Here is an 18858-nt window from a genome sequence, read left to right on the forward strand (position 1 = left end):
GATTTCATTCTTCCAGCCGACCCTGACAGTTTCGGCGTGCGCTGAAGCCGTGCTCGCCCAGGCCCTGCTCAGGGACTGCCGGGGTGAGCTCGCGGTCGAACCGGCCGGGGTGGGCGGCGTGCTGCGGCGCCTCGCGGTCGAACCGGCTACCGAGACCAGGGGCGACAACGCGGCGCCGTGGCGCACCGCTCGGTGCGTCACCGAGTGCGGAGACAGCCCGCGCGGCGCCGAAACATCGGGGCGCAGGCGATCGGCGCGCATCGAAGCCGTCACGACCCGCTCCGCCGCGCCGCCTCGGCCAGCTTCGCCTTGTGCACGCGAGCCAGCTCCGCGGCGCGGGCCTGCGCCTCCTCCAGCCTGTTGCGCATCGGCGCGCGCCAGTGGTGGCAGATCGCGAGGGCCAGCGCGTCCGCCGCGTCGGCGGGCTTGGGCGCGACCTTCAGGCCGAGCAGCTTGGTCACCATGGCGGTCACCTGGGCCTTGTCCGCGCGGCCTGATCCCGTGACGGCGGCCTTCACCTCGGACGGCGTGTGGAACTCGACCGGCAGGTTCCGTTGCGCGGCGGCCAGAGCGATGACGCCCGACGCCTGCGCGACTCCCATCGCGGTGCGGACGTTGTGCTGCGCGAAGACTCGTTCGATGGCGACGACCTGTGGTTCGTAACGGTCCAGCCACACGCAGACGCCGTCGTACAGCTCGTGCAAACGCACGGACAGCGGAGCGTCGACGGGTGTGCGCAGGACATCGACGGCCACGGCGCGCACGACCCGGCCCGGCCCGCCGTCCACCACGCCGAAGCCGCACCTGGTCAGACCGGGGTCGACCCCGAACACCCGCACAACAGCTCCCCGGATCGCCGAACGAACAACAGTTCGAACCATATCGGGTGCACCTATAGGTGACAGTCACCGACACGGTTCGACAAGTCCGCACCGCCGTTACTACGGTGGTCGGGTTTCGATCACGGGAGTGACGGGTGAAGAGGTTCTGGGCCGTTGCGGGGTGCGTCGGCGTCTTCATGACGGTCGCCATCCTCACCGCCCTGGCCGCGCCCCGCGATATCGGTATCGCAATCGACAAGGTCGTGCAGCTCGTCTTCGCCGTCGCGGCGGTGGTCGCCTACGCGCGGTCGCGGGACCGGTGGATGACGGCGGCGATGATCAGCCTGAGCGTCGGGTTGTCCGCGTGGATCTGGGGCCAGCAGATCATGGGCGTGCAACTGCCGTCGTCCACGATCGCGCCGATCGGCTTCACGATGGTGCCGGTGCTCTGCCTGGCCGCGGTGATCGCGAAGGCGCAGAAGCGCCGCTCCGACGACCTGCTGCCGAACTACCGCAGCCGCACGGTGATCGTGCTCGACGGGCTGATCGTGATCGGGTCGCTGTTCGTGCTGACGTGGGTGTCGGCGCTGGAGTCGCTGACCCGCGCGTGGGCCACCGAAGGTCCCGGGTTCGCCACGGTCGTCGCGCATCCCGCCGCGTACCTCGTGCTGCTCGTGGCGATCGTGGTGATGTCGTGGACGCATCAGGCCGTGCGTCAGTGGCCGATGCTGTTCGTGGCACTGGCCGGTATCGCGCAGTCGTCGTCGGGCTGGGTGTTCGCGTTCTACATCTCCAAGGGCAACACGGTGATCCCGGCCGCCGCGGACATCGGTTTCATGCTGTGCCCGGCGTTCTTCCTGCTGAGCGCGCTCGCCCCGGTCCGCAACCTCGAACCCACGCCCGGCCGCATGCGCATGGCCGACCTGCTGCACCTGCTCGTGCCGTACCTGCCGCTCGCGATCACCGGGCTGTTCGTCAGCTGGAACACCGCGACGGGCGGCCGGCTGAACCCGGTCGAGATCTACGTCGGGCTTCTGGTCATATGTCTCGTGATCATGCGTCAGCTGTTGACGATGATGGACAACGTCCGGCTGATGGACCAGCTCCGCGTCTCTCGCGAAGAGCTGCGGCACGAGGCGACGCATGACCCGTTGACCGGCGTCGCGAATCGGTCGCTCTTCCGCGAACGGCTGGAGCGCGCGCTTTCGGTCCGTGACCGCTCGACGCCGTTGATCCTGCTGTTCATCGACGTGGACGGGTTCAAGGCGGTCAACGACAACCACGGGCACGCCGAGGGCGACATGGTGCTGCGCAACGTCGCCGCACGGCTGGTGAACAGCGTGCGGCCGGAGGACACCGTGGCGCGGCTCGGCGGTGACGAGTTCGGTGTGCTGGTCGACGGCGGCGACGCCGAGGAGCTCGGCGACCGGCTGCTGACGGTGCTGGGGCATCCGCACGAGGTGCACGGCCGGGTGCACCGTGTGCACGCCAGCATCGGTGTGGCGCAACGGTTCTCGTACGATCCCATGATCACCGCCGACGACGTGCTCGGGGCCGCGGACGCCGCGATGTACACGGCGAAGCGGCTCGGCAAGGGCATGGTCGTCGTGCACGGTTCACCGCTTCCGGAGATGACGTGACCCCTGAGCAGCTGATCAGCGACCTCGGCATGCAGGAACTGCCCGTCGAGGGCGGGTACTTCGCGCAGACGCACCGGTCCGACGAGGTGTCCGCGATCGCGTACCTGTTGCGCCGCCCGGACTTCTCCGGCATGCACGTGCTGAAGCACCTGGAGATCTACCACTTCCACGCCGGGGCGCCGTTGCGGATGCTGTTGCTGCACCCGGACGGCACGGTGACCGAGCCGGTGCTGAGCGTGTCGAACCCGCAGGTCGTGGTGCCCGCGGGTGTGTGGCAGGGCAGCACGCCGGCCGGCGACTGGTCCTTGGTCGGCACGGTGGTGGTGCCGCCGTACACCGACGACATCGTGGAGTTCGGGCACGCGGACGACCTGTGCGCGCGTTATCCCTCGCACGCTGCTCTCATTCGGCCCCTGTGCAGGTTCTGACGTCTCTAAGATCTTCGGAATGGCCCTTGTCCCGCTCAACGGCATCGAGCTGAACGTCCAGACCGAGGGTTCCGGCGATCTCGTCGTGCTCGTGATGGGCACCGGCAGTCCCGGCAGGGTCTGGCGCACGTACCAGGTGCCCGCGCTGGTCAAGGCCGGTTACCGGGTCGCGTACTTCGACAACCGCGGCATCAGGCCGTCGTCCGAGTGCGTGGACGGCTTCACGCTCGACGACATGGTCGCCGACACCGCCGCGGTGATCGAGCACCTGGGCGGCCCGGCGCACGTGATCGGCACGTCGCTGGGCGGCCGCATCACCCAGGAACTGGCGCTGACGCGTCCGTCGCTGGTGCGCTCGGCGGTGATGATGGCGACCTCCGGCCGGCCAGAACCGGTGTCGCAGGCGTGGTCGCAGGCGTTGTGCGACCTGCACGACAAGGGCGTCGAGATCCCGCTGCAGTTCTACGCGGTGGCGTCGGTGGTCAGGAACCTGTCGCAGACGACGCTGGCCGACCCGGTGGTCGCCCGCGACTGGCTGCAGATGTACGAGTTCGCCGGCTCGTCGCTCGGTGCGGGCGAACGGATCCAGCTCGGCCTCGGCGAGTACGACACGCGCCTGCAGGCCTACCGCGACATCGCCGTGCGGTCGCTGGTGATCGGGTTCGCCGACGACGTCGTGCTGCCGCCGCGGTTGTCGCGCGAGGTGGCGGACGCGATCCCCGGCGCGCGGTACGCCGAGGTCCCGGGCGCCGGGCACGTCGGGTACCTGGAGCGGCCGGACGAGGTGAACCGGCTGCTGGTCGAGTTCCTGGGCGGCGCGTGAATCTGCAGGAACACCCGGAACTCGACGAGTGGCACGTGGAGGCCCGGCTGTCGCTGAAAGCGCTACAGCCGGACCCCGATCGGGAACTCGGCGCGGCTAGCGGTCGAGGCTGAACTCGTCCGTCGTCTCCCCCTTCACCAGCAGGTCCACGCGGCCGCTGAGCACGTAGGTGCCGTGCGGTGTGCGGGCGGCCGTGGTCGGGGCGGTCTTCCAGTCCCGCTGTGACTTCACCTGCCACGTGCGGGTGTCCAGGAGCGTCATGGCGTTCTTGCCCGGTGCGGCCAGGCCGTTCGTCACGACCACCAGGCCCTGCGGGGTGAGGGTGAGGCCGTCCGCGCCCGGCAGTTTCGGTGCGGGCAGTTCCTCCACGTGGTTCTGCGTGACCTTGAGCAGGGTGCCGTCGGTGTAGTGGCCGGTGACCAGGAACCCCCTGGGGTCCCAGACGATTCCGTTGTTGCCGTACGACGCCCCGCCCAGCCGGGGGTCCCGGGCGAACGGTGTCACGGTGCCGTCGCGGCCGACCTTCCAGATCGTGTCGCCCAGGGTGCCGGTGACGTAGGCGTTGCCGCGCGGGTCGACGGCGACGTCGTTGGCCCCGTTGGGGATGTCGGCGAACTTCAGGGCGCGGCCGGTGCGCAGGTCGAAGATGCCGAGGCCGGACTGGCCGGGTACCGATCGTTCGCCGAAGCCGATGTCCCCGTAGGTGACCAGCAGCCGGCCGCCGTCCACCCGGAGGCCGAACGTGGACACCATGTGGGTTCCGGTGACGAGCGGGCGGACCCGGCCGTTCGTGCCGACGAGTGACACGGTGCCGTGGCGCAGCGAGCTGACGAGGAACTGGCCGCGGCTCGGGTCCCAGGCCACGCCCTCGGGGTGCAGCGACGGTGAGCGTGCCTCGATGTGCCTCGGCGTGGCGTGGGCCGTGCCCGTGAACAGCACCAGCACCGCCACGACGGCGAGCAGGACGCGCATTGCTTCCCTCCAGTACGAGCACTGATTAGTATCAGAGTTCTGATACCAATCCATACTCTTACCACACTCCTATGCTGGAGGGATGCGCAGCGGTGATCGGATCGGCGGAGACATCAAGCGCGCCGAGCTGGACCTGGTGGCCGCGAAGTCGGCGGCCGTGAAGCCCGCGGGGCTGACCGTGCCGCAGTACGCGGCGTTGCTGGCCCTGAGCGAGCACCCCGGCGCGCCCGCGGCGACGCTCGCGCGGTTGTGCCTGACCACACCTCAGACGATGACGACGATCCTGCAGAACCTGGTCGCGCTCGGTCTCGTGGAGCGCACGTCGAACCAGTGGCAGCGCAACGTCCTGGAGAACCGGCTGACGGAGGCGGGGCAGGCGAGGTTCCGCGAGGCGGACAAGGCCGCGGTGGTGGTGGAGCAGAAGCTGGCGGACGCGTTCACCGACGAGGAGCGCGCGCAGTTGCGCGCACTCCTGCAGCGGTGTTCGGACGTGCTCAGCGAGAAGTGACGAACTCGTAGGTCTCGTCGACCATCTGCGCCAGGAAACCGTCTCGGTCGAACTCCGGGTCGTCGTCCATGCCCGGTGGTGGCACGTGGACGAAGCCGAAGTGGCCTGCCTTCGGCACGACCCGCAGGTCCACTTCGGCCGGTGCGGTCCTCAGCACCTCGACCTCCGCGGCCGGCACGAAGGTGTCCAGTTCGCCGACGTAGGCGAGCATCGGCGTCTTCACCTCGTCGAGCGCGCCGGGGCCCGCGAACCAGCTCGCGGGCGGCGTGTAGAGCACCAGGCGGCGGACGCGGGAATCCCTTGGCACCTCAAGGGGATCACCCTCCTTGCTCCACGGGGTCGCGCCCGCGAGACACAGGGCCGCCCAGGCTCCGATCGAGTGGCCGATCACGGCCACCTCGGCGTCCGGGGCGACGTCGCGCAGGGCCTTCACCAGGCCGAGCGGGCGGGCGAGGTAGTCGTCCCAGGTGGCCTGCTGCGGGTGCAGGCGCGGGAACGACGGCGCGATCACCCGGTGACCGCCAGCGGTGAAGTGGTCCAGCAGCGGGCGGTGCCGCTCCGGGTCGCCGCCACCACCTACGGCGAAAAGCACTACGCGTTCCAAATCAGTTCCCCCTCAGCGATGCGCGGCCTGTCCGGTGGGCCGCAGCAGGATCTCGTTCACGTCCACAGTGGATGGCTGGGACACGGCGTAGAGCACCGCCCTGCCAACGTCTTCCGGTGCCAGTTTCGGGTCATCCACACGCGACGGCGGAATGGCGTCGGTGTCGACGAGTCCCGGCTGCACCACCGTCACCCTGACCCCGGTTCCCACGGCCTCGGCGCGGATCGCCTGCGCCAGACCGGTGATCGCCCACTTCGTCGCCGAGTACAGGTTGCCCGGACGGACGCCGCGGCCGGCCGCGGACCCGGTCATCACCAGGTGGCCGCCGGAACGGATCAGCGCGGGCATCGCGGCACGGGCCGTGAAGGCCGGTCCGCAGACGTTCGTGACGACCATGTCCGTCCAATCGGAAGGCTCGGCGCCCGCCGAAGAGACGAACGACGTGTCCACCGAAACGCCCGCGTTGGCGAAGACGACGTCGATCCGGCCCCATCGGGACTCCACGCGGGACATGAGATCCTGCACGGAATTCCAGGAAGAAACGTCGCATCGAGCGTCCCAGCCGCGATCACCGACAGATTCTTCGGCCGAACGCGAGGCCCTGACCACGCGATAGCCCGCCTGGGCGGCCAGGGAGGCGGTCGCCGCCCCGATTCCGCGGGAAGCACCGGTCACCACGAAGACGTTTTCCATGATCCGGAACCCTAGTCAGGGAAACGTCAGTGCCGCCTGTTTTGATGTCGACCATGACTTTGAACCGCAGGTCCGTGTTCGGGCTGGGAACCGTCGCGGCCGCGACGGCCGTGCTCGGCTCCAACGGTGCAGCACAAGCACAGGAAGACGCGGAGGTAGAGATCGAACGCTCCCCGGCGACGGCCGACCGGTCGCGCAGGCGCGTGGCCCAGATCTACCGGCGGCAGACCCGCAAGGCGCGGGGCGGCTGGTCGTCGCTGATCACGGTCGCCGACCTCGACGGGACGACGAAGCCCGCCGTCGACGAGAACGCGGACGTGGTCGTCGAGGCCTACAGCGTCAACAAGATCGCCGTCGCCGTCGCCGTGCTGGACAAGGTGGACCGCGGGCTGATCAAGCTCGAGCAGACGGTCACGGTGTCGTCCGCGATCGTCATCCAGGACACCGACGGGATCTTCGCGCTCGACGGCGCGTACCCGAGCGAGGTCACGGTCGGCCACGCGCTCGCGAACCTGCTGACCGTGTCGGACAACACCGCGGTCCGCCTGTGCGGCCTGGTCGTGCCGGCGCTGGAGCTCAACGAGATCCTGCGGTCCAAGGGCTTCGTGCACACCCAGGTCGTCCCGGTCGCGAACCCGAACCGGTTCTTCCTCGGCACCACGACGGCGCGCGAGACGCACACGTTGCTGCAGAAGCTGGTCGACGGCCAGTTGCTCTCGGCCGCGTCCACCGCGTACCTGCTGAACATCCTGCGCGCCACGGCCAGCTTCACCGACGGCGTGCGGCTCAACCTCACGACGAACGAGCGGCTGCGGGTGGCCACGAAGGCGGGCTGGTTCGAGGACGGCCGCAACGAGGCCGGCATCATGTTCAGCGCGGACAACCGGGCGATCCTGATCTACTCGATGTTCGCGTCCGGTGAGTTCTCCGGCGACAAGGCCGTGAACGACGAGGACTTCAGCACCACGCACCCGGCCGTCGCGGCCCGCGCGGAGCTTGGACGGAGCATGTTCGACGCCGTCATCAAGATCACGACCACCCGCCCGAAGCACCGCGCAAAGGTTTACCGGTTCTTCAACGGCGGCTGATTTCCTGAGATTTATCTGAAACTTCGACCAAAGAACACCGGTTTTCGGATATACAGACAGCAACGCCGGGGTCGGTCGTCGCCGCCGTCGACGACCGGCTTCCCCGCGCGTCGGTCAGAGCGCCGGTTCCACAACGTCGTGGTACCTGCGCGTCACCTCCTCGATCACCTCGTCGAAGTCCGCCGCCCAGATGGCCGCGTTGAAGATCTCCACCTCGACGTCACCCGAGTACCCGGTCGCCGCGACCTGCCGGGTCAGCCGGCCCAGGTCGATGTCACCGTCACCGGGATAACCGCGCCCGAGGAGAACGTCCGCGGGCACGGGCGTGAGCCAGTCGCACACCTGGTACGACGCGATGAGGCGTCCCGCACGGGCGATCTGCTCGTCCACGGCCGGGTCCCACCACACGTGCAGCGCGTCCACGACGACGCCGACCGACTCGTGCCGTTCGGCGATGTCCAGCGCCTGGGACAACGTCGACAGCACGCCGCGATCCGCGCAGAACACCGGGTGCATCGGTTCCAGCGCCAGCACCACGCCCGCCTGCGCCGCGTACACCGACAGCTCCGCGATCGCGTCGGCAACGCGCTGACGTGCGCCGACGAGGTCCTTGTCGCCCGCCACTCCCCCGACGACCATGACCAGCGTGCCAGTCCGCAACGCCGCCGCCTCGTCGATGGCGCGGCGGTTGTCGTCGAGCGCGCTCCGGTTGTCCACGGCCGTGAGGAACCCGCCGCGGCACAACGACGACACACGCAGCCCGGCGTCCCGGACGATCTTGGCGGTGCGTTCCAGGCCGTGGTCGGCGACCGGTTCGCGCCACAGGCCGATCGACTCGACACCGTGGCGCGCACAGCCGTCGACGGCCTCGGCGACCGTGGCGCGTTTGATCGTGGCCTGGTTCAGCGAGAGGCGAGCCATTGGCGCCACCGCCGTTCCGCGAACTCCGGTTCGATCACGCCGGCGATCTCCGCGAGCCGTTTCGCCTCGGCCAGGTGTTCCACGCTGCGCGCGGTTTCCAGACCACCGATGAGCTGGAACCGTTCCTGATGCCCGGCGAGCCACGCCAGGAACACGACGCCCGTTTTGTAGTAGTAAGTCGGTGCGCTGAACAGGTGGCGGGACAACGGAACCGTCGGCGCCATGATCCGGTGGAACTCGTCGGTGTCCCCTTCCGCCAGCTTCGCGAGCGCCTTCGCCGCCACCGGCGCGATCGGGTCGAAGATGCCGAGCAACGCGTGGCTGTGGCCCTGCTCGTCGCCCGCGATCAGGTCCGGGTAGTTGAAGTCGTCGCCGGTGTAGCAGCGGACGTTCTCCGGCAGCGCGCGCCGCAGCCCGATCTCGTGGCCGGCGTCGAGCAGCGAGACCTTCACACCGTCGACCTTGTCCGGCCGCGAGTGGATGATCTCCAGGAGGTTCCGGGTGGCCTGCGGGATGTCGGCCGAGCCCCAGTAGCCCTCCAGCTCCGGGTCGAACGCGGTGCCGAGCCAGTGCAGGATCACCGGTTCGCTGACGCGGTCGAGCAACGTGCCGTAGACCTTCTCGTAGTCCTCTGGGCCCCGTGCCACCGCCGCGAGCCGGCGTGAGCACATCAGGACGGGCTGGGCGCCGGCCTCCTGGACGACGTCGAGCTGTTCCAGGTAGGCGTTCAGCACGTCGTCGAGGCCTGCCTCACCGGTCAGCTGGTCGGTCGCGACGCCCGCGCAGATCCTGCCCGTCTTCTCGGCGGCGCTGCGGCGGACGAGCTCGGCGGCCGTCGGCCAGTCCAGGCCCATGCCGCGTTGCGCGGTGTCCATGGCCTCCGCGACGCCCAGGCCGTGCGACCAGAGGTGGTGCCGGAACGCGAGGGTCGCGTCCCAGTCGACCGTGCGTTCGTCCGCGGCCACGACGTGGGCCGCGGCGAACACGATCCGGCTAGACATCGGCGATCTCCACCCTGCGACCCTCCGAAGAGGACTGGAGACCGGCGGCGGCCAGCGCGACGCCCCGTGCACCGGCACGGAAGTCGTGCGGGAACGGCGCGCCCTCGTAGACGTGGCGCAGGAACTCCGCCCACTGCACCTTGAAGCCGTTGTCGAACTCCTCGTTGTCCGGCACCTGCTGCCACTGGTCGCGGAACGGGTGCGTGACCGGGAGATCCGGGTTCCACACGGGTTTCGGCGTGACGGCGCGGGGCTGCACGAAGCACTCGCGCAGCCCCGCGACCGCACTCCCCTCGGTGCCGTCCACTTGGAACTCGACGAGCTCGTCGCGGCGCACCCGCACGCACCAGGACGAGTTGATCTGGGCGATGACGCCGTCCGCGATCTCGAAGATCCCGTACGCGGCGTCGTCCGCGGTCGCCTCGTAGGCGTTGTCCTGCTCGTCCCACCGGGTTGGAATGTGCGTCACGGCCTTCGCGGTGACGGCCTCGACCCGGCCGAACAGGTCGTGCAGCAGGTAGCTCCAGTGGCAGAACATGTCCGAGACGATGCCGCCGCCGTCCTCCGCCCGGTAGTTCCAGCTCGGGCGTTGCGCGGACTGCCAGTCGCCCTCGAAGACCCAGTAGCCGAACTCGCCGCGCACGCTGAGGATCCGGCCGAAGAAGCCGCCGTCGACCAACCGCTTGAGCTTGCGGATGCCCGGCAGGTACAGCTTGTCCGCCACCACACCGTGCCGCACGCCCCTGGCGTCGGCCAGCCGCCCGAGCGCGAGCGCTTCCTCGACGGTCTCGCTGACCGGCTTCTCGGTGTAGACGTGCTTGCCGGCCTCGATCGCCTTGGTGATCGACTCGACGTGCCTCGACGTGACCTGCGAGTCGAAGTAGATCTCGACCGACGGGTCGGCGAGCGCACCGTCGAGGTCCGTCGTCCAGTGCGCGAGGTCGTGGCGCTCGGCGATCTCCTTGAGCTTGTCGGCGTTGCGGCCCACGAGGACCGGTTCCACCTTCAGCACGGTCCCGTCGCGCAACCGCACGCCCTCGTCGCGCAACGGCAGCAGCGAGCGGACCAGGTGCTGGCGGTACCCCATCCGCCCGGTGACGCCGTTGACCGCCACGCCAATGGTCCGAACCGCCATCGCACCTCCCTGGAAGCAGCGCTGGAAAGCGCTTTCCCGCCACGCTAATCGCGGCGCTTGACGGACGTCAACCTCCTCGCGAGTTAGTCTCAGCGCTCACATGCAGGTTTGACGGAGGTGGTCGTGTCCGCCCGACAGGTGACGCTCGCCGAGGTGGCGAAGCAGGCGGGTGTGTCGTTGGCGACCGCTTCTCGCGTGCTCAACGGCAGCACGCGGCAGGTGAGCGAGGACCTGAGCGAGCGCGTCCTGCGCACCGCGGAGGAGCTCGGCTACGTGCCGAACGCGTCCGCGCAGGCGCTGGCCCGCAACTCCAGCTCGCTGGTCGGGCTGGTGGTCCACGACATCACCGACCCGTACTTCTCGTGCATCGCGGCGGGGGTGACGCGGGTGGCCGAGGAGGCAGGGCTCGTCGTCGTCCTCGGCACGACCGGGCGCCGTCCCGAGCGTGAGGCGGAGCTGCTGTCCACGTTGCGCGCGCATCGGGCCCGTGCGGTGGTGCTGGCCGGTTCCCGCACCACGGACCGTGCCGCGCAGTCGCGGCTGGCGGCAGAGATAGACGCGTTCACCGAGCAGGGCGGACGTGTCGCGTGCGTGTCGCAGGCGAAGCTCGGCACCGACACGGTCGTTCCCGGCAACCGCGCGGGCGGTCGCGCCCTGGCCCGTGCGCTGGCCGAGCTCGGGCACAAGAAGTTCGCCGTATTGGGTGGTCCTTCCGAACTCGTGGTGGCCCGCGACCGGCTCGCCGGGTTCAAGGCGGGGCTCACCGACGCCGGGATCGCGCCGCCCGTGGTGATCAACGGCGCCTTCACCCGTGACGGCGGGTACGCCGCCGCGATGGAGCTGCTGGCGTCGAAGTCGCGCGCCACCTGCGTGTTCGCCGTGACGGACGTCATGGCGATGGGGGCGATGGCCGCGCTGCGCGAGCGTGGCGTGCGCATTCCGGAGGACATCTCGATCGCCGGGTTCGACGACATCCCGACGCTGCGCGACACGGTTCCGGCACTGTCCACCGTGCGACTGCCGCTGGAGGAGATGGGCGAGATCGCCGCAGGTCTCGTGCTGGACGCCGGGGGTGACGAGGCCCGCACCGTCCGTGTGGCGGGTGAGGTGGTGCTCAGGGCGTCGACTGCTCACAATTAGACTCGTCTGGCTGTTCACGTACTTAGTCATGAGGAGTTGAGCCGTCCCCATGGGGTCTGGCCCCGGCTGGCATACCAACCCGGTCCCCTGTTCCCGCTGTCGGGGAGCACGTAGGTGACCGGAATCCTTCTGAGCGTGCTCGGTCTGGTCGCCGTCGTGGCACTGACCGCGGGCACCTTCATCGCGGTCGCGGCGGAGTTCTCGCTGACCGCGCTGGAACGAAGCACCGTCGAACGTCACGTGGCCGAGGTGGGCGACGCCAAGGCGCACACCATCGACCGTGCGCATCGCACTCTCTCGTTCCAGCTCTCCGGCGCACAGCTCGCCATCACGCTGACCACGCTGATCACCGGTTACATCGCGGAGCCCGCGATCGCGAACCTGATCGAGCCCGGACTCACGGCGCTCGGCGCGTCCGAGACCCTGGCCGACGGTCTGTCGCTGGCTCTGGCGCTGGCGATCGCCACGTCGTTGTCGATGGTGTTCGGCGAGCTCGTGCCCAAGAACCTGGCGATCGCGAAGCCGCTGGAGACCGCGCGCGGCGTGGTCAGCATCCAGGCGGGGTTCTCCACGGTCTTCCGCTGGTTGATCAACTGGATGAACAACTCGGCGAACTGGCTGGTGCGGCGCCTGGGCGTCGAGCCGGTCGAGGAGCTGGCGTCCGCGCGGTCGCCCGAGGAGCTGGGCGCGCTGGTGCGCTCGTCGGCCGAGCACGGCACGCTGGACCAGGGCACCGCGGTGCTGCTGGACCGGTCGCTGCGCTTCGGCGACCGGACGGCCGGCGAGCTGATGACGCCGCGCGTGCAGGTCGAGGCGCTGCGGGCCGACGCGACGGTCGCGGACCTAGTGTTGAAGGCGCGGGAGACCGGCTTCTCGCGGTTCCCCGTGCACAACGGCTCGCTGGACGAGGTGAGCGGGATCGTGCACGTGAAGCAGGCCTTCGCGGTGCCCGCCGCCCTGCGCACGTCCACTCCGCTGTCGGCGGTGACCCGGCCCGTGTACTCGGTGCCGGAGACGCTGGAGGGCGACGCCCTGCTGGACCGCCTGCGGGCGTCCGGGCTGCAGACCGCGCTGGTCGTCGACGAGTACGGCGGCACGGCCGGGATGGTGACGCTGGAGGACGTGATCGAGGAGATCGTCGGCGACGTGCGCGACGAGCACGACCGCCGCGAGGCGGCGCCGGTGCGGTCGCTGGGTTCGAACAGCTGGATCGTGTCCGGGCTGCTGCGCGACGACGAGGTGGCGGACGCGACCGGGTTCCAGATGCCCGAGGGCGACTACGAGACGCTGGCCGGCCTGGTGCTGGCGCGGCTCGGCCGGATCCCGGACGTGGGCGACGAGATTCGCGTCGACGGGTGGAGGGTGACCGTCATGCGGATGGACAAGCACCGCGTGGCCGAGCTCCGGGTGGTGTCGTCCTCGTGAACTTCCTCATCATCGCTCTCCTGCTGGCGGGCAACGCGTTCTTCGTCGGTGCCGAGTTCGCGGTGATCACCGCGCGCCGGGACCGGCTGGAGGCGTTGGCGGACAAGGGGTCCTCCCGGGCCCGTACCGCGATCAAGGCGTCGCAGCAGCTGCCGTTGCTGATCGCGGGCGCGCAGCTGGGCATCACGCTGTGCTCCCTCGGGCTCGGCGCGATCGCCGAGCCCGCGCTGGCTTCCGTTCTGGAGGGGCCCCTCAAAGCCGTTGGGCTGCCGTTGGCCGTGGTGCACGGTGTGGCGTTCGCGGTGGCGTTGGTCATCGTCGTCGCGCTGCACACGATCCTCGGCGAGATGGTGCCGAAGAACCTCGCGATCGCCGGTCCCGAACGGGCCGCGGTGTGGCTGGTCCCGGTGCACTACGGGTTCTCGCGGATGATCGCGCCGGCGTTGGCCCTGTTCACGGCCGTGGGCCGGTGGGTGCTGCGCCGGTTCGGCGTGGAGCCGGTCGACGAGCTGGAGTCGGCCTACACGCCGGACGAACTGGCGTTGCTGATCGGCCAGTCCCGCTCCGAGGGCCTGCTGGAGGACTCGGAGCACCGGCGGCTGGCGCAGACGTTGTCGTCCGCCGCCCGCACGGTGGCCGACGTGCTGGTTCCGCTGGACCGGCTGACGACGGTGTCCGCGTCGCCGACCGTGGGCGAGATCGAGGCCGCCGTCGCGGAGACCGGGTTCTCGCGGTTCCCCGTGCTCTCCGACGCCAGGCTGATCGGGTACCTGCACGTCAAGGACGTGCTGGACCTGGAGGGCGCGGAGACGTCGGTGCCGCGTGACCGGGTGCGCGGGTTGCCCGAACTGCCTGCCGAGGCCCGTCTGGACGAGGCACTGGCCGCGTTGCGGCGGGCCCAGTCGCACCTCGCGCGCGCGGTGAGCGCGGACGGCACGGTGCTCGGTGTCGTGGCGATGGAGGACCTGTTGGAGGAGTACGTGGGCACGGTGCGCGACGGCACCCACGTGCGCTGGGTCTAGAGGCTCTTGCCGAGGGCGTCGAGCAGGGCGTTGGTGCCCTGCTCGCGCCATTCGGGCCGATCGAGGCCGTCGAAGAAGGCGCCGTGCTCGGTGACCGTCAGCGTGGTCTTGCCGTCGCTCTCCTCGAACTCCATGGTCGCGAGGCTGACGCTGGTGCGCTTGTCGTTCTGGTGCATCGTGTACGTGGACACGATGCGTTCGTGGGGCTGGATGTCCTGGTAGCGCGCGTTGTAGGCGTGCACGGTGCCGTCCGGGGCGGTGCCGGCGACGTGTTCGGTACCGCTCTCCCGGAAGTCGAGGGAGTGGCCCGTCGACTCCCAGTCGTCGGGCGAGACGAACCACTTGGCCTTGCTCGCCTGGTCGGCCCACGCCTGCCAGACCTTGCCGATCGGCGCCGCGTAGGTGCGTTCGATGGTGAACGAGGCGTGCTTGACGCTCATGTCTCCTCCAGGAATGTCCCGAGCCGGTCGAGCCTGCGCTCCCAGCCGGTGCGTTGGGTCGTCAGCCATCCTTCGGCCGTGCGCAGGGCCTGCGGCGCGATCTGACACGTCCTCGTGCGGCCCTGCTTGCTGGTCGTTACCAGGCCCGCCTCTTCGAGGACCTTCAGGTGCTGGACCACCGCCGGCAGCGACATCGCGAACGGCTCCTTGAGCTCGCTCACCGTCGCCGGGCCCCGGCACAGCCGCTCGACCACCGCGCGGCGGGTGGGGTCCGCCAGCGCGTGGAACAGCCGGTCGAGCTGATGGTTAAGCATGTTCTTAAGTATTACTCGCCCTGTCAAGGCGCGGTGCGGATCTCCAGCATCACGCAGCCCGCGTCCGTCCGATATGGACCGTGCGGCATGCCCGGACGGCGGCTCGCGAAGTCGCCCGCGTGGAACGTCCTGCCCAGCGTCAGGTCGGCGAGGTCGCCCTCCAGCAGGTAGACCTCCTCGTGGTAGTCGTGCCGGATCACGCCCACGGTTTCGAGGCCCGGTTCCCAGCGCGCGATCCTCGTGAGGGTCGACGTGTCCGGGTCGCGACTCAGGACTCGTTCGGTGATGCCCGGATCGGCCTGCCGCCAGTCGAGTTCGCCGGTCGGGAAGAACTCGTGTTCCTCGCGCATCACAGCCTCCGGTTCGCCAGCACGGGCAGCTTGGCTCGGACCTCGTCGACGAGGTGAACGTCCACATCGGACACGATGGTGCCCGGTGCGCCGTCGAGCCGTTCGCGCACCGTGCCGAGCGGGTCGACCACCGCGCTGCGGCCGATTCCCGTCGGGGCCGCGCCGTGGTCGGCGGCCGGGTCGGCCTGGCCGCAGGCGAGGACCCAGGAGGTCGCGTCGAGGGCGCGGGCGCGGACCAGGAGGTCCCACTGGCCGGCCTTGCCGGGGCCCGCTCCCCAGGAGGCGCCGAGCAGGATGACCGGCGCGGTGGCGGCGAGGGCGCGGAAGAGTTCGGGGAACCGCACGTCGTAGCAGGTGGCGAGGCCGATCGTGGTGCCGTCCACCTCGAACGTCACGGGCTTCTCGCCAGGGGTGACGGTGTCGGACTCGCGGAAGCCGAAGGCGTCGAACAGGTGCATCTTGTCGTAGCCGAGGTGCAGGCCCGCACCGGTGACGAGCGTCGTGTTGGTGACCCTGTCCCCCTCGCCCGGCGTGAACATGCCGGCGACCACCACTACGTCGTGCTCGTCGGCGATCTCGCGGACCGCCGTCGCCCACGGGCCGTCGAGGGGTTCGGCGATCGGCTTCAACGGCACGCCGAAGCGGCACTGAGTGGCTTCCGGGAAGTGCACGACCCGTGCGCCTTTCGCAGCAGCACTCGCTACTTCGGCGCGCACGGTGGCAAGGTTCTCCTGCGCATCAGCGGTGGAGCTGATCTGGCAAAGCGCGAAACGCATGATCCTCCTCTGGTATACATGTTGTATGCAGGGTGCAGCCAGAGATGGTGATGGTTTGTCTGGCAGAGAAAAGGCCTACGAGTTCCTCAAGGACACGATTCTCGCCGACCCTGAGATGCAGGGCCGGTTCATCAGCGAGCAGGACGTCGCCAACCAGATCGGCGTCTCCCGCACGCCGATCCGTGAGGCCCTGCTGCTGCTCGCGGCCGAAGATCTCGTGCAGCTCGTGCCGAAAAAGGGTGCGTACGTCGCGCCGTTGTCCTCGCGGCAGATCAGCGAGTTGATGGAGTTGCGCGGCGTCATCGAGCGGTACGCCGCCGAGCGCACGATCGGCGAGGGCACGGTTCCGTTGCGGCAGATGCAGGAGCTCATCGAGCAGCAGCGGTTCCTGGTCGAGGACGCGCGGCAGTTCATCGACGTCGACAGGCAGTTCCACGCGCTGTTGGTGGCGGCGACGGGCAACGAGCTGTTGACGAAGACCTACGAGGGGTTGCGCGCACGGCAGGTGCGTGCGGGTGTCGTCGCGTTGTACCGGGCGCACGGCAGGCAGCAGGCCGTGATCCACGAGCACGACGAGATCGTGGCCGCGCTCGAGTCCGGAGACGTCGGCGCGGCCACCGCGGCGATCACCGCTCACTTGGACACCACGCTGAAGGTGCTGCTCAACGGCTGAATCTCGTCTTCCGGCTGAGGATCACGGCCCAGCCAGAGACCTGCCAGCGTCACCACGCACGCCACGCTGACGTAGAGGCCGACGACCACCCACGTGCCGAACCCGGCCAGCAGCGCGGTGAAGAGCAACGGGGCGATGGCGCCGCCGATCACGCCGGCCAGCGTGTAGGCGAGCGAGCTTCCGGTGTAGCGCAGGCGTTCGGTGAACTGCTCGGCGATGAACGCGGCCTGCGGTCCGTACATGAACGCGTGGAAGCCCAGTCCCACCACGACTCCGAGCACGATCAACGGCCACGACCTCGTGTCGATCAGCGGGAACAGCACAAACGGCCACACCGCGCCGCAGACCGCGGCCACCGCGTAGAGGCCGCGGCGGTTGACCTTGTCCGACAGCCAGCCGGCGAGCGGCATCAGGAACAGCTGGAAGCCCGAGGCGATCAGCACCGCGACGAGGCCGACGTTGCGCGGCAGCTTCAGCTGGGTCGTGAGGTAGGTCAGCACGAAGACGGTGTGCAGCGCGTACAGCACGTCCGGGCCGACGCGGCACAGCACGGCGGCGACCAGCGGCCGCGTCTGCGTGCGGAACACCTCGCTGATCGGCGCGGACGGGCGGTCGCCGCGGGCCTCGATCGCCTTGAAGACCGGGGTCTCCTCCAGCTTCACCCGGATCCACAGGCCGAAGATCACGAGCACCGCGGACAGCAGGAACGCCACGCGCCAGCCCCACGACATGAACGCCTCGTCCGACAGCGCTACACCCAGGAGCGCGAGCACGCCGTTGGCCATCAGGTTGCCGGCGGGCGGGCCGATCTGGGCGGCCGACGCCCAGAAGCCGCGTTGCTTCGGATCGCCGTACTCGCTGGACAGGAGCACCGCGCCGCCCCACTCGCCGCCGAGGCCGACGCCCTGCGCGAACCGCAGCAGCACGAGCAGCACACCGGCCGCGGGGCCGATCGCGGCGTGCGTCGGCAACAGGCCGATGAGCAGCGTCGCGATACCGGTGATCAGCAACGTCGTGACGAGCACGCGTTTGCGGCCGATCTTGTCGCCGAGCCGGCCGAACAGGAACCCGCCGAGCGGCCGGGACAGGTAGCCGACGGCGTACGTCGAGAACGCGAGCAGCGTCGCGGTGAGCGGTTCGGAGCTCGGGAAGAACAACGGGCCGAGGACGACGGCCGCGGCGACGTTGTAGATCGCGAAGTCGTACCACTCCAGGGCGGTACCGGAGAGCGAAGCCACGAAGGCGCGCACCAAGGCCGAACGGGGTACGTCCGGTGAGGTGGCTTGCGCTGCTGTAACTGCGTTTGATGAATCTGCGTTTGATGTACCGGGCGGCATGGCGTAATACTGCCTGTATACAACTCGTATGCGCAAGGAGTACCGGATGTCTACCGTTCGTACACAGGCCGCCACACTGCAGTTCGATCTTCCTGACGGCACGGTCGCCGAGGTCGCCGTGACGACCTTGCTGAACGGCGGCTACGCGGGTCGCAGCCAGGAGGACGTGGCCGCTCACGTGCGTGAACTGGCCGAACTGGGGGTGCCGGCGCCGTCCGTGACGCCGAGCGTCTACCCCGTGTCGCCGTACCTCGCGCAGCAGACCTCGGCCGTTCCCGCACAGCACGGCAGGACGTCCGGCGAGGCCGAGTGGGCGCTCGTCGTGACCTCGGACGACGTCCTGCTGACCGTCGCCTGCGACCACACGGACCGCGCGCTGGAGGTGCACGGCGTCGCGTGGAGCAAGAACGCCGGACCGGACGTGCTGGGCCGCAAGGCGTGGCGGCTGTCCGAGGTCGCGGACCGGATCGACTCGATCGAGCTGACCGCGTGGGCGGACGGCGTGGAGATCCAGCGCGGCACCCTGGCCGAGCTGCTGACCCCGCAGTACTGGGTGGAGCGGCTGCGTGAGATGGGGCAGCTCGAGCCCGGCACCGTGCTGCTGTCCGGCACGATCCCGATGCACCACGGCGTGGACCAGTTCGCGTCGAAGTGGCGCGTCGAGCTGCGCGACCCGGCGACCGGCGACGTCATCGACTGCGAGTACGAGGTCACGCGGCTGCCCGAGCCCATCGGCTGAGCCCCGGT

The 18858-nt window shown here is 69.6% G+C and carries 22 protein-coding genes; 10 read left to right on the forward strand and 12 right to left on the reverse strand.

Annotated elements, in window-relative coordinates; genetic code table 11:
- Positions 1-269: 269 nt before the first annotated feature.
- Positions 270-839: a crossover junction endodeoxyribonuclease RuvC gene (gene ruvC / locus SK571_RS27795; RefSeq protein ID WP_030476331.1), complete on the reverse strand. Its 570-nt coding sequence runs from the start codon at positions 837-839 to the stop codon at positions 270-272.
- Between the two features lie 137 nt (positions 840-976).
- On the opposite strand from ruvC, the gene SK571_RS27800 reads away from it, so the two are divergent.
- The 3 genes from SK571_RS27800 to SK571_RS27810 are packed head-to-tail and all read left to right on the forward strand — an operon-like array spanning position 977 to position 3712.
- Entirely contained in the window at positions 977-2461 is a 1485-nt protein-coding gene (locus SK571_RS27800) for a GGDEF domain-containing protein (protein ID WP_319987035.1), read from the forward strand.
- On the forward strand, positions 2458-2889 hold the full coding sequence (locus SK571_RS27805) for a cupin domain-containing protein (protein ID WP_319987036.1): 432 nt from the start codon (positions 2458-2460) through the stop codon (positions 2887-2889). The genes SK571_RS27800 and SK571_RS27805 overlap by 4 nt, the downstream gene beginning before the upstream one ends.
- Positions 2890-2908: 19 nt before the next feature.
- Positions 2909-3712, forward strand: coding sequence for an alpha/beta fold hydrolase (locus tag SK571_RS27810; protein WP_319987037.1), 804 nt, complete (start codon positions 2909-2911; stop codon positions 3710-3712).
- A 96-nt stretch (positions 3713-3808) separates the two neighbouring features.
- On the opposite strand, the gene SK571_RS27815 is transcribed toward SK571_RS27810, so the two are convergent.
- A complete protein-coding gene (locus tag SK571_RS27815; protein WP_319987038.1) occupies positions 3809-4684 on the reverse strand; it encodes a hypothetical protein in 876 nt (291 codons plus the stop codon).
- An 82-nt stretch (positions 4685-4766) separates the two neighbouring features.
- Between SK571_RS27815 and SK571_RS27820 the strand changes: the two genes are divergently transcribed.
- On the forward strand, positions 4767-5192 hold the full coding sequence (locus tag SK571_RS27820; protein ID WP_319987039.1) for a MarR family winged helix-turn-helix transcriptional regulator: 426 nt from the start codon (positions 4767-4769) through the stop codon (positions 5190-5192).
- Here SK571_RS27820 and SK571_RS27825 read toward each other — a convergent pair.
- Together SK571_RS27825 and SK571_RS27830 are read right to left on the reverse strand one after the other, a co-directional pair.
- Entirely contained in the window at positions 5179-5784 is a 606-nt protein-coding gene (locus SK571_RS27825; RefSeq protein WP_319987040.1) for an alpha/beta hydrolase family protein, read from the reverse strand. The genes SK571_RS27820 and SK571_RS27825 overlap by 14 nt on opposite strands.
- A 24-nt stretch (positions 5785-5808) precedes the next feature.
- Positions 5809-6492 (reverse strand): SDR family oxidoreductase, encoded by a 684-nt coding sequence (locus SK571_RS27830; RefSeq protein WP_319987086.1) that lies wholly within the window; start codon positions 6490-6492, stop codon positions 5809-5811.
- Positions 6493-6542: 50 nt separating this feature from the next.
- Here SK571_RS27830 and SK571_RS27835 point away from each other — a divergent pair, with 50 nt between their 5' ends.
- The gene (locus SK571_RS27835; RefSeq protein ID WP_319987041.1) at positions 6543-7577 is read left to right on the forward strand and encodes a serine hydrolase; all 1035 of its coding nucleotides are present in this window, start codon (positions 6543-6545) and stop codon (positions 7575-7577) included.
- A gap of 114 nt (positions 7578-7691) precedes the next feature.
- Here SK571_RS27835 and SK571_RS27840 read toward each other — a convergent pair whose 3' ends face one another.
- From SK571_RS27840 to SK571_RS27850, 3 genes are read right to left on the reverse strand one after another with little or no spacing between them, the layout of a single operon-like run.
- The gene (locus SK571_RS27840; RefSeq protein WP_319987042.1) at positions 7692-8498 is read right to left on the reverse strand and encodes a sugar phosphate isomerase/epimerase family protein; all 807 of its coding nucleotides are present in this window, start codon (positions 8496-8498) and stop codon (positions 7692-7694) included.
- Positions 8480-9577, reverse strand: coding sequence for a dihydrodipicolinate synthase family protein (locus tag SK571_RS27845; protein WP_406602039.1), 1098 nt, complete (start codon positions 9575-9577; stop codon positions 8480-8482). The genes SK571_RS27840 and SK571_RS27845 overlap by 19 nt, the downstream gene beginning before the upstream one ends.
- Positions 9492-10634, reverse strand: a complete 1143-nt coding sequence (locus SK571_RS27850) for a Gfo/Idh/MocA family protein (protein ID WP_319987044.1) — start codon at positions 10632-10634, stop codon at positions 9492-9494. Before SK571_RS27850 ends, SK571_RS27845 begins: the two co-directional genes overlap by 86 nt.
- Positions 10635-10757: 123 nt before the next feature.
- Here SK571_RS27850 and SK571_RS27855 point away from each other — a divergent pair, with 123 nt between their 5' ends.
- The 3 genes from SK571_RS27855 (at position 10758) to SK571_RS27865 (ending at position 14221) form a co-directional block, all read left to right on the forward strand.
- Positions 10758-11774, forward strand: a complete 1017-nt coding sequence (locus SK571_RS27855) for a LacI family DNA-binding transcriptional regulator (RefSeq protein WP_319987045.1) — start codon at positions 10758-10760, stop codon at positions 11772-11774.
- Between the two features lie 114 nt (positions 11775-11888).
- Positions 11889-13199 carry a hemolysin family protein gene (locus SK571_RS27860; protein ID WP_319987046.1) on the forward strand — a complete coding sequence of 437 codons (1311 nt, stop codon included), beginning with the start codon at positions 11889-11891 and terminating at the stop codon, positions 13197-13199.
- Positions 13196-14221 (forward strand): hemolysin family protein, encoded by a 1026-nt coding sequence (locus SK571_RS27865; protein WP_319987047.1) that lies wholly within the window; start codon positions 13196-13198, stop codon positions 14219-14221. The genes SK571_RS27860 and SK571_RS27865 overlap by 4 nt, the downstream gene beginning before the upstream one ends.
- Here the strand turns inward: SK571_RS27865 and SK571_RS27870 are convergent.
- Genes SK571_RS27870 through SK571_RS27885 form a run of 4 tightly spaced genes read right to left on the reverse strand, consistent with a single transcriptional unit; the run spans position 14218 to position 16101 of the window.
- A complete protein-coding gene (locus SK571_RS27870) occupies positions 14218-14661 on the reverse strand; it encodes an SRPBCC family protein (protein ID WP_319987048.1) in 444 nt (147 codons plus the stop codon). The genes SK571_RS27865 and SK571_RS27870 overlap by 4 nt on opposite strands.
- Entirely contained in the window at positions 14658-14975 is a 318-nt protein-coding gene (locus SK571_RS27875; protein WP_319987049.1) for an ArsR/SmtB family transcription factor, read from the reverse strand. Before SK571_RS27875 ends, SK571_RS27870 begins: the two co-directional genes overlap by 4 nt.
- A 23-nt stretch (positions 14976-14998) precedes the next feature.
- Entirely contained in the window at positions 14999-15325 is a 327-nt protein-coding gene (locus SK571_RS27880; RefSeq protein ID WP_319987050.1) for a cupin domain-containing protein, read from the reverse strand.
- Positions 15325-16101, reverse strand: coding sequence for a carbon-nitrogen hydrolase family protein (locus SK571_RS27885; protein WP_319987051.1), 777 nt, complete (start codon positions 16099-16101; stop codon positions 15325-15327). The genes SK571_RS27880 and SK571_RS27885 overlap by 1 nt, the downstream gene beginning before the upstream one ends.
- 55 nt (positions 16102-16156) lie before the next feature.
- Between SK571_RS27885 and SK571_RS27890 the strand changes: the two genes are divergently transcribed.
- Positions 16157-16774 (forward strand): GntR family transcriptional regulator, encoded by a 618-nt coding sequence (locus SK571_RS27890; RefSeq protein WP_319987052.1) that lies wholly within the window; start codon positions 16157-16159, stop codon positions 16772-16774.
- Here SK571_RS27890 and SK571_RS27895 read toward each other — a convergent pair.
- Complete coding sequence (locus tag SK571_RS27895) at positions 16735-18111, reverse strand: MFS transporter (protein ID WP_319987053.1); 1377 nt, start codon at positions 18109-18111, stop codon at positions 16735-16737. The two genes, SK571_RS27890 and SK571_RS27895, sit on opposite strands and share 40 nt — an antisense overlap.
- Positions 18112-18157: 46 nt before the next feature.
- Here SK571_RS27895 and SK571_RS27900 point away from each other — a divergent pair, with 46 nt between their 5' ends.
- Positions 18158-18850 carry a DUF2848 domain-containing protein gene (locus SK571_RS27900; RefSeq protein ID WP_319987054.1) on the forward strand — a complete coding sequence of 231 codons (693 nt, stop codon included), beginning with the start codon at positions 18158-18160 and terminating at the stop codon, positions 18848-18850.
- The last annotated feature ends 8 nt before the right edge of the window (positions 18851-18858 follow it).

The organism is Lentzea kristufekii, from assembly GCF_033949925.1.
GTDB lineage: Bacteria > Actinomycetota > Actinomycetes > Mycobacteriales > Pseudonocardiaceae > Lentzea > Lentzea kristufekii.

Coding starts and splice junctions, on each gene's coding strand:
- SK571_RS27810 (WP_319987037.1), top strand. CDS start 2,909: ATGGCCCTTGTCCCGCTCAACGGCATCGAGCTGAACGTCCAGACCGAG.
- SK571_RS27815 (WP_319987038.1), bottom strand. CDS start 4,684: ATGCGCGTCCTGCTCGCCGTCGTGGCGGTGCTGGTGCTGTTCACGGGC.
- SK571_RS27820 (WP_319987039.1), top strand. CDS start 4,767: ATGCGCAGCGGTGATCGGATCGGCGGAGACATCAAGCGCGCCGAGCTG.
- SK571_RS27835 (WP_319987041.1), top strand. CDS start 6,543: ATGACTTTGAACCGCAGGTCCGTGTTCGGGCTGGGAACCGTCGCGGCC.
- SK571_RS27840 (WP_319987042.1), bottom strand. CDS start 8,498: ATGGCTCGCCTCTCGCTGAACCAGGCCACGATCAAACGCGCCACGGTC.
- SK571_RS27850 (WP_319987044.1), bottom strand. CDS start 10,634: ATGGCGGTTCGGACCATTGGCGTGGCGGTCAACGGCGTCACCGGGCGG.
- SK571_RS27870 (WP_319987048.1), bottom strand. CDS start 14,661: ATGAGCGTCAAGCACGCCTCGTTCACCATCGAACGCACCTACGCGGCG.
- SK571_RS27875 (WP_319987049.1), bottom strand. CDS start 14,975: ATGCTTAACCATCAGCTCGACCGGCTGTTCCACGCGCTGGCGGACCCC.
- SK571_RS27880 (WP_319987050.1), bottom strand. CDS start 15,325: ATGCGCGAGGAACACGAGTTCTTCCCGACCGGCGAACTCGACTGGCGG.
- SK571_RS27885 (WP_319987051.1), bottom strand. CDS start 16,101: ATGCGTTTCGCGCTTTGCCAGATCAGCTCCACCGCTGATGCGCAGGAG.
- SK571_RS27895 (WP_319987053.1), bottom strand. CDS start 18,111: ATGCCGCCCGGTACATCAAACGCAGATTCATCAAACGCAGTTACAGCA.
- SK571_RS27900 (WP_319987054.1), top strand. CDS start 18,158: ATGTCTACCGTTCGTACACAGGCCGCCACACTGCAGTTCGATCTTCCT.